The following is a 7,056-nucleotide window of genomic DNA, read 5'->3' as shown; positions in this document are numbered from 1 at the left end:
CCGTCTGTGGGGTGACGGCGAGTGCGGCGGGGGCGAAGGCGAGCCCGGTGACCGCGAGGGCCCCGGCCGCCAGGGCCCCTGCCGGCAACGTTTGGAATCCCGCCTGATTACCGGCGGTTGCAGCGAAGTTGAGCCTCGTCGACCGGCTGGTGGGCAACAACCAGCNNCGAGGCCGTTCAGGCCGATGGGGGTCCGGGGGCGCAGCCCCCGGAGGCCTCAGCCGGCCGAGACCATCAGCCGAACGACCCCGTCGGGCCCCGCCACCAGCACCGGCGTCTGCGCGCTGCCGAGGTCCCGCACGGCCGCCAGGTCCTCGTCGGACGCGGTCTGAGCCTCGGTCACCACGGCCGCGGCCTCCAGCGACGTGGCGCCCGAGGCCACCGCCATCGCCACCGCCGTCCGCAGGGCACTGAGCTTCAGGGAGTCGAGGGCCACGGTCCCCGCGACATACGTACGTCCGGTCTCGTCCCGTACGGCCGCCCCTTCGGGCACGCCGTTGCGGGCCCGTGCGGAACGGGCCAGGGTGACGATCTTGCGGTCCTCGGGGTCGAGCGCGCTGCTGTCGGTCATGATCCGAGCATACGGAAGCGTCAGGGCCGGTCGAGGCGGAGGCGGTCCGCTCGCGGCAGGCCCGCGACGACGAGGTCGTAGGAGTCCTCGATCAGCTCCCGGACCAGCCGGTCCGGGAGTCCCCCGTCGCACGTGACCGTGTTCCAGTGCCGCTTGTTCATGTGCCAGCCGGGGACGATCAGGCCCTCGTGCTCGCGGCGCAGCCGGATCGCGTCGTCCGGGTCGCACTTGAGGTTGGCCTGGAGGGGACGCGCGTCGAGGTGCGACAGGGCGAAGAGCTTGCCCTTGACCTTGAAGACGGAGATCTCCGGGCTGAACGGGAAGTCCTCGACCGCCGCGTTGAACGACAGGCAGAACGCGCGCAGTTCCTGGGGAGTCATTCCGGCTTCTCCTCCTCGTCCGGTGGAGGGTCCGCCGGGTCCACCGGCTCGACCAGTACCGTCACGATCTTGTTCCGGCGGCCGGCCGCGGCCTCCGCGGTCAGGCGCAGTTCCCGGCCGTCCGGGAGGGCGACGACGGACGACGCGCCGGCGATGGGAACCCGGCCCAGCGCCTTCGCCAGCAGACCGCCGACCGTCTCGACGTCCTCGTCGTCGAACGCCTCCAGGCCGTACAGCTCGCCCAGGTCGCCGATGTCCAGGCGGGCGGTGACCCGGTAACTGTCCTTGCCGAGGTCCTCCACCGGCGGCAGTTCGCGGTCGTACTCGTCGGTGATCTCACCGACGATCTCCTCGAGGATGTCCTCGATGGTGACGATGCCGGCGGTGCCGCCGTACTCGTCGACGGCGACGGCGACGTGGTTGCGTTCCTTCTGCATCTCGCGCAGCAGGTCGCCCGCGTTCTTGGTGTCGGGCACGAAGAACGCCGGGCGCATCGCCGTGGACACCTGCTCGGACTCGGCCTCGCGGCTGATGTGCGTCTTGCGGACCAGGTCCTTCAGATAGACGATCCCGACGATGTCGTCCTCGCTCTCGCCGGTCACCGGGATCCGGGAGAAGCCGGAGCGCAGGGCGAGGGTGAGGGCCTGGCGGATGGTCTTGTAGCGCTCGATGACCACCAGGTCCGTGCGCGGGACCATGACCTCCCGGACGAGGGTGTCGCCCAGTTCGAAGACCGAGTGCACCATGCGGCGCTCCTCGTCCTCGATGAGGGACTCCTTCTCGGCGAGGTCGACCAGCGCGCGCAGCTCCGCCTCGGAGGCGAAGGGGCCCCGGCGGAAGCCCTTGCCGGGGGTGAGCGCGTTGCCGATGAGGATGAGCAGCGACGGGATGGGGCCCATGATCCGGGCCAGCGGCACCAGGACGTACGCCGAGACCGTCGCCGTGTTCAGCGGGTGCTGGCGGCCGATGGTGCGCGGGGAGACGCCGACGGCGACGTACGACACGAGGACCATGACCGCGATGGCGATCAGGAGGGCCTCGGTCGTGCCGTCGAACTCCTTGAGGCAGCCGTAGGTGATCAGCGCGGCGGCGGCCATCTCGCAGGCGACGCGGACCAGCAGCGCCACGTTGAGGTAGCGGGTGGGGTCGGCGGCGACCTGGGAGAGCTTGGCGCTGCCCCGGCGGCCGGAGCGCACGGCCTCCTCGGCGCGGAAGCTGGAGACGCGCGCGAGGCCCGCCTCCGCGCAGGCGGCGAGCCAGGCCACGACGACCAGGGCGACCGCGCCCAGGGCGAGTTGCGGACTCATCGGCGGCTTAGGAGACCGTCGGCGCCGGGGACGGGCCGGTCAGGCCCCGCTCCGCGCGCCAGCCGTCCACGATGGCCGCCTGGAGGCCGAACATCTCGGCCTTCTCGTCCGGTTCCTCGTGGTCGTAGCCCAGCAGGTGCAGCACGCCGTGGACGGTGAGCAGCTGCAGCTCCTCGTCCATGGAGTGCTGCGTGTCCGCTTCCTTGCCCTGCTTCTCCGCGACCTCCGGGCACAGCACGATGTCGCCGAGCAGCCCCTGCGGCGGCTCGTCGTCGTCCTTGGACGGCGGGCGCAGCTCGTCCATCGGGAAGGACATGACATCCGTGGGGCCCGGCAGGTCCATCCACTGGATGTGGAGCTGCTCCATGGCGGCGGCGTCCACGACGATCACCGAGAGCTCGGAGAGCGGGTGGATACGCATCCGCGCGAGCGCGTAGCGGGCGATGTCGAGGATCGCCTGCTCGTCGACCTCGGTACCGGACTCGTTGTTGACGTCGATCGACATGCTGGTGCTCGGTCTACTTCCCCTTGTGCCCGGACTTGCCGCGGCCCTTGTGCGTGCCGTTCTGGGTGCCGTGCGTGGTGTCGTACTGCTCGTACGCGTCGACGATACGGCCCACGAGCTTGTGCCGGACGACGTCGTGGGACGACAGCCGGGAGAAGTGGACGTCCTCTACGCCGTCCAGGATGTCCTGCACCTGTCGCAGACCGCTCTTCGTCCCGTCCGGGAGGTCGACCTGCGTCACGTCACCCGTGATCACGATCTTCGAGTCGAAGCCGAGGCGGGTGAGGAACATCTTCATCTGCTCGGGGCTCGTGTTCTGGGCCTCGTCCAGGATGATGAAGGCGTCGTTGAGCGTGCGGCCGCGCATGTAGGCCAGCGGAGCGACCTCGATCGTGCCCGCCGCCATCAGGCGGGGGATGGAGTCGGGGTCGAGCATGTCGTGCAGCGCGTCGTAGAGCGGGCGCAGGTACGGGTCGATCTTCTCGTAGAGCGTGCCCGGGAGGAATCCGAGCCGCTCGCCCGCCTCGACCGCCGGGCGGGTCAGGATGATGCGGTTGACCTGCTTGGACTGCAGGGCCTGCACCGCCTTGGCCATCGCCAGGTACGTCTTGCCGGTGCCGGCGGGGCCGATGCCGAAGACGATCGTGTGCTTGTCGATCGCGTCCACGTAGCGCTTCTGGTTGAGCGTCTTGGGGCGGATCGTGCGGCCTCGCGAGGACAGGATGTTCTGCGTGAGCACCTGGGCGGGTGATTCGGAACTTCCCTCGGTGAGCATCGAGACCGTATGCCGCACCGCTTCGGGAGTGATCACCCGGTTGCGGCCGGTCAGCGCGACCAGTTGCTCGACGACCCGCTCGGCCAGCGCGACATCGGCCGCCGGACCGGTGAACGTGACCACATTGCCGCGCACATGGATATCCGCGACGAGCAGATCTTCGAGTTCACGAAGGTTTTCGTCCGCGGAGCCGAGGAAGGGGAAAACCGATTCGGGTGCGAGTTCGATACTGGAACGGACGGTGCGTGCCGCGGGCCCCGAGGCACCGTTCTCGCCCGCGGAGGGATTCTGCTCGCCGCTATCGCCTTGTGATCGCACGTAGTCGCTATGGCCTGCTTTCCGGTCTCGGAGCTGCGGTGACGCGCCGCTGGTAAAGATGGGTGCGAATGCTGTCGCTGGCACGAGTCTAACTCCCGGCCCCGACACGTCCCAGTGGAATTCCGGCCGACCACGGCGTAGCGGACCGCTACGACCGGCTGTTCACCAGCGGGTGGTGAGCGCCCCCAGCGCCCCGAGCGCCACCGCGGCAGCCGTGGAGGTGCGCAGCACGGTGGGTCCGAGCCGGACCACCTCGGCTCCCGCCGCGCTCAGAGCGGTCAGCTCGGCGTCGTCGAGACCGCCCTCCGGGCCGACGATCAGCGTGATCGCCGCGGCGGTGCGCCACGGCAGCTCGGTGAAGGCACCCCCGCCCGATTCGTGCAGGGCCGCCACCACCGCGCCCTGTGCCGTCGCCGCACGCACGGCGTCCACCACCTCCGGCGTCCGGTGCAGGGCCGTGACCTCGGGGATGTAGGCGCGGCGGGACTGCCGGGCCGCGGCCTTCGCCGCCGACCGCCATTTGGCCACGCCCTTGTCCGCTTTGGCCTCCCAGTTCGAGACGCAGCGCGCGGCCTGCCACGGCACGATCACATCCGCACCGGCCTCGGTCATCAGCTCGACGGCCAGCTCGGAACGCTCCGACTTCGGCAACGCCTGGACCACGGTGACCGCCGGCGACGCCGGCTCGGCGCGGCGACGGTCCCGGACCAGCAGTTCGAGCCGGTTCTTCTGCGCGGCGACGACTTCCGAATCCGCGAGCACACCTCGGCCGTCGGAGAGCGTGACGGGTTCGCCGGCCCGGATCCGGCGCACCGTGGCCGCGTGCCGGCCCTCCGCGCCGTCGAGCACCGCGACGGCGCCCGGTTCCGGGATCTCGTCCAGGTAGAAGACCGTGGCGGCCATCGAGGTCAGCGACCGCTGAACGACGCGCGCAACCGGGCGAACAGGCCGCTGTTGTGCTCGGACTGCGCCGACATCACCTCGGCTTTGTCCTTGGCCCGCAAACCCTTGTACTTGCGCAGCAGATCGGTCTGCTTACTGTCCAGCTTGGTCGGCACGACGATATCCAGGTGCGCCATCAGGTCACCGCGGGAACTGGAACGCAGCCGCGGCATACCGTGCCCGCGCAGCACCGAGATCTCCCCGGGCTGGGTACCGGGACCGATGGTCAGTTCGGTGGGACCGTCCATGATGGTGTCGATCACCACCGTGGTGCCCAGTGCCGCGTCCACCATCGGAACCCGGACGGTGCAGTGCAGGTCGTCACCGTCGCGAACGAACACATCGTGCGGCTGTTCCACGATCTCCACATACAGGTCGCCGGCATGCCCGCCACCGGGGCCGACCTCACCCTGCGCGGCCAGGCGCACCCGCATCCCGTTGGCCACCCCGGCCGGAATCGGGGCCGCGATCTCCCGCCGCGCCCGCACCCGGCCGTCGCCGCCGCATTTGTGGCAGGGATCCGGGATCGTCTCGCCGGCACCACGGCAGGTCGGGCACGGACGCGAGGTCAGTACCTGACCGAGGAACGATCGCTGCACCGACTGCACTTCACCGGCGCCGCCGCAGGTCTCACAGCGCACCGGGCTGGAGTTGCCGTTGGTCCCGGCGCCCTGGCACAGGTCGCACAGGATCGCGGTGTCGACGGTCAGATGCTTGGTGACTCCCACCGCGCATTCGGCCAGGCTCAGCCGGGTCCGCACCAGCGAATCCGCGCCCGGCTGCACCCGTCCACGCGGTTTGCGGGCGCCGGTACCGCCGCCGCCGCTCATCCCGCCGAAGAACGCCTCGAACACATCGCCCAGACCGCCGAAACCGGCACCGCTGAAACCGCCGGCGCCGCCACCGGCGTCCAGCGGGTCACCGCCCATATCGACGATGCGGCGCTTCTCCGGATCCGACAGCACCTCGTACGCCGCGGAGACCTCCTTGAACCGGGTCTGCGCCGCTTCGTCCGGGTTCACATCGGGATGCAGTTCGCGAGCCAGCTTGCGATACGCGCGTTTGAGCTCTTGGTCGGAGGCGTCCCTGCCTACACCGAGCAATCCGTAGTAGTCCCGTGCCACTTGAGTTCTCTTAGTCCTTGGTCGCTGTCCACGGCTCCGGCTTCCCACGACCGGCCGCGTGGCTCCTGATGGATTGAGCCGCCCGCCCGTGAGCTTAGTCGGGTCGACTCAACTTTATCTCGGCGGAGAACACGAGCCTAACAGCGAACCACGCAAGCCCCCTTCCGCGGCGGGCAAGCCCGCACTACCGGCAGTCGAAATCCACCGGCCGCGCCCCGGTTGCGCAGGCACCCGGTGCCGAGCCTTACGAGGCCCTCAAAGGGTCGAGGCGCCGAAGGCGCCGCAAATAAGCACAGGCCTACCGTTCGGCGAGGACCTCGCCGATATAGCGGGCGACCGCCGCCACCGAGGCGATGGTGCCCGGGTAGTCCATCCGGGTCGGGCCCAGGACTCCCATACCGCCGAGGACCGCGCCCGCGGCGCCGTAGCCGGTGGTGACGACGGAGGTGCCGCGCATCTCCTCGACCTGGGTCTCCTCGCCGATCCGCACCGTCACCATGCCGGGCTGCTGGGCGGCGGCCAGCAGTTTCAGGACCACGACCTGCTCCTCCAGCGCCTCGAGCACGGTACGCAGGGAGCCGTGGATGCCGAAGTCGCCGGCATTGCGGGTGAGATTGGCGGTGCCGCCCAGGACCAGGCGTTCCTCGGGATGTTCGACCAGCGTCTCGACCATGACCGTCGAAACCTTGATCAGCACGTCACGGAGTTTGGGCGGCGCCTGCTCGGGCAGTTCGGCGACGGCGGCGGAGGCCGCGGCGAGACGTTTGCCGTCCATGGCCGCACCCAGCATGCCGCGCAGCGCGGCGAGATCCTCGTCGTCGACCACGGTGCCGAGTTCGACGATGCGCTGGTCGACGCGGCCGGTGTCGGTGATCACCACCAGCAGCAATCGCGCGGGATTGAGGGCCACCACTTCCAGATGGCGCACGGTGGACGCGGAAACGGTGGGGTACTGGACGACCGCGACCTGGCGGGTCAGCTGAGCGAGTAGGCGTACGCCGCGACGCAGGACATCGTCGAGATCGACCCCCGATTCGAGGAACTGCATGATCGCCTTGCGTTCGGCGACCGACAGCGGTTTGACCTCGGCGATCCGGTCCACGAACTGACGGTAGCCCTTGTCGGTGGGGATGCG

The 7,056-nt window shown here is 69.8% G+C and carries 7 protein-coding genes and 1 pseudogene; all 8 read right to left on the bottom strand.

The features are described from left to right. Positions 1-216: 216 nt before the first annotated feature. Entirely contained in the window at positions 217-570 is a 354-nt protein-coding gene (locus CCL05_RS42725) for a cytidine/deoxycytidylate deaminase family protein (RefSeq protein WP_086565862.1), read from the bottom strand. Positions 571-590: 20 nt separating this feature from the next. Further along, complete coding sequence (locus CCL05_RS42720) at positions 591-950, bottom strand: MmcQ/YjbR family DNA-binding protein (RefSeq protein ID WP_086565861.1); 360 nt, start codon at positions 948-950, stop codon at positions 591-593. Continuing rightward, a complete protein-coding gene (locus CCL05_RS42715) occupies positions 947-2,257 on the bottom strand; it encodes a hemolysin family protein (protein ID WP_086565860.1) in 1,311 nt (436 codons plus the stop codon). Before CCL05_RS42715 ends, CCL05_RS42720 begins: the two co-directional genes overlap by 4 nt. A gap of 7 nt (positions 2,258-2,264) precedes the next feature. Further along, the gene (gene ybeY / locus CCL05_RS42710) at positions 2,265-2,762 is read right to left on the bottom strand and encodes an rRNA maturation RNase YbeY (RefSeq protein ID WP_059414063.1); all 498 of its coding nucleotides are present in this window, start codon (positions 2,760-2,762) and stop codon (positions 2,265-2,267) included. 13 nt (positions 2,763-2,775) lie between these two features. Continuing rightward, a pseudogene (locus CCL05_RS42705) lies at positions 2,776-3,516 on the bottom strand (PhoH family protein); the annotation flags it as partial. A 501-nt stretch (positions 3,517-4,017) separates the two neighbouring features. Next, the gene (locus tag CCL05_RS42700; RefSeq protein WP_030523160.1) at positions 4,018-4,758 is read right to left on the bottom strand and encodes a 16S rRNA (uracil(1498)-N(3))-methyltransferase; all 741 of its coding nucleotides are present in this window, start codon (positions 4,756-4,758) and stop codon (positions 4,018-4,020) included. A gap of 5 nt (positions 4,759-4,763) precedes the next feature. Further along, positions 4,764-5,921, bottom strand: a complete 1,158-nt coding sequence (dnaJ, locus tag CCL05_RS42695) for a molecular chaperone DnaJ (protein ID WP_030523161.1) — start codon at positions 5,919-5,921, stop codon at positions 4,764-4,766. A 298-nt stretch (positions 5,922-6,219) separates the two neighbouring features. Continuing rightward, the coding region (locus tag CCL05_RS42690; RefSeq protein ID WP_086565859.1) for an HrcA family transcriptional regulator at positions 6,220-7,056 on the bottom strand (837 nt) is incomplete at its 5' end.

It is taken from the genome of Streptomyces africanus (assembly GCF_002150735.1).
Taxonomy (GTDB): domain Bacteria; phylum Actinomycetota; class Actinomycetes; order Streptomycetales; family Streptomycetaceae; genus Streptomyces; species Streptomyces africanus.
The sequence above is the reverse complement of the archived record's forward strand: the minus strand, read 5'-3'. Positions and strand labels throughout refer to the sequence as shown.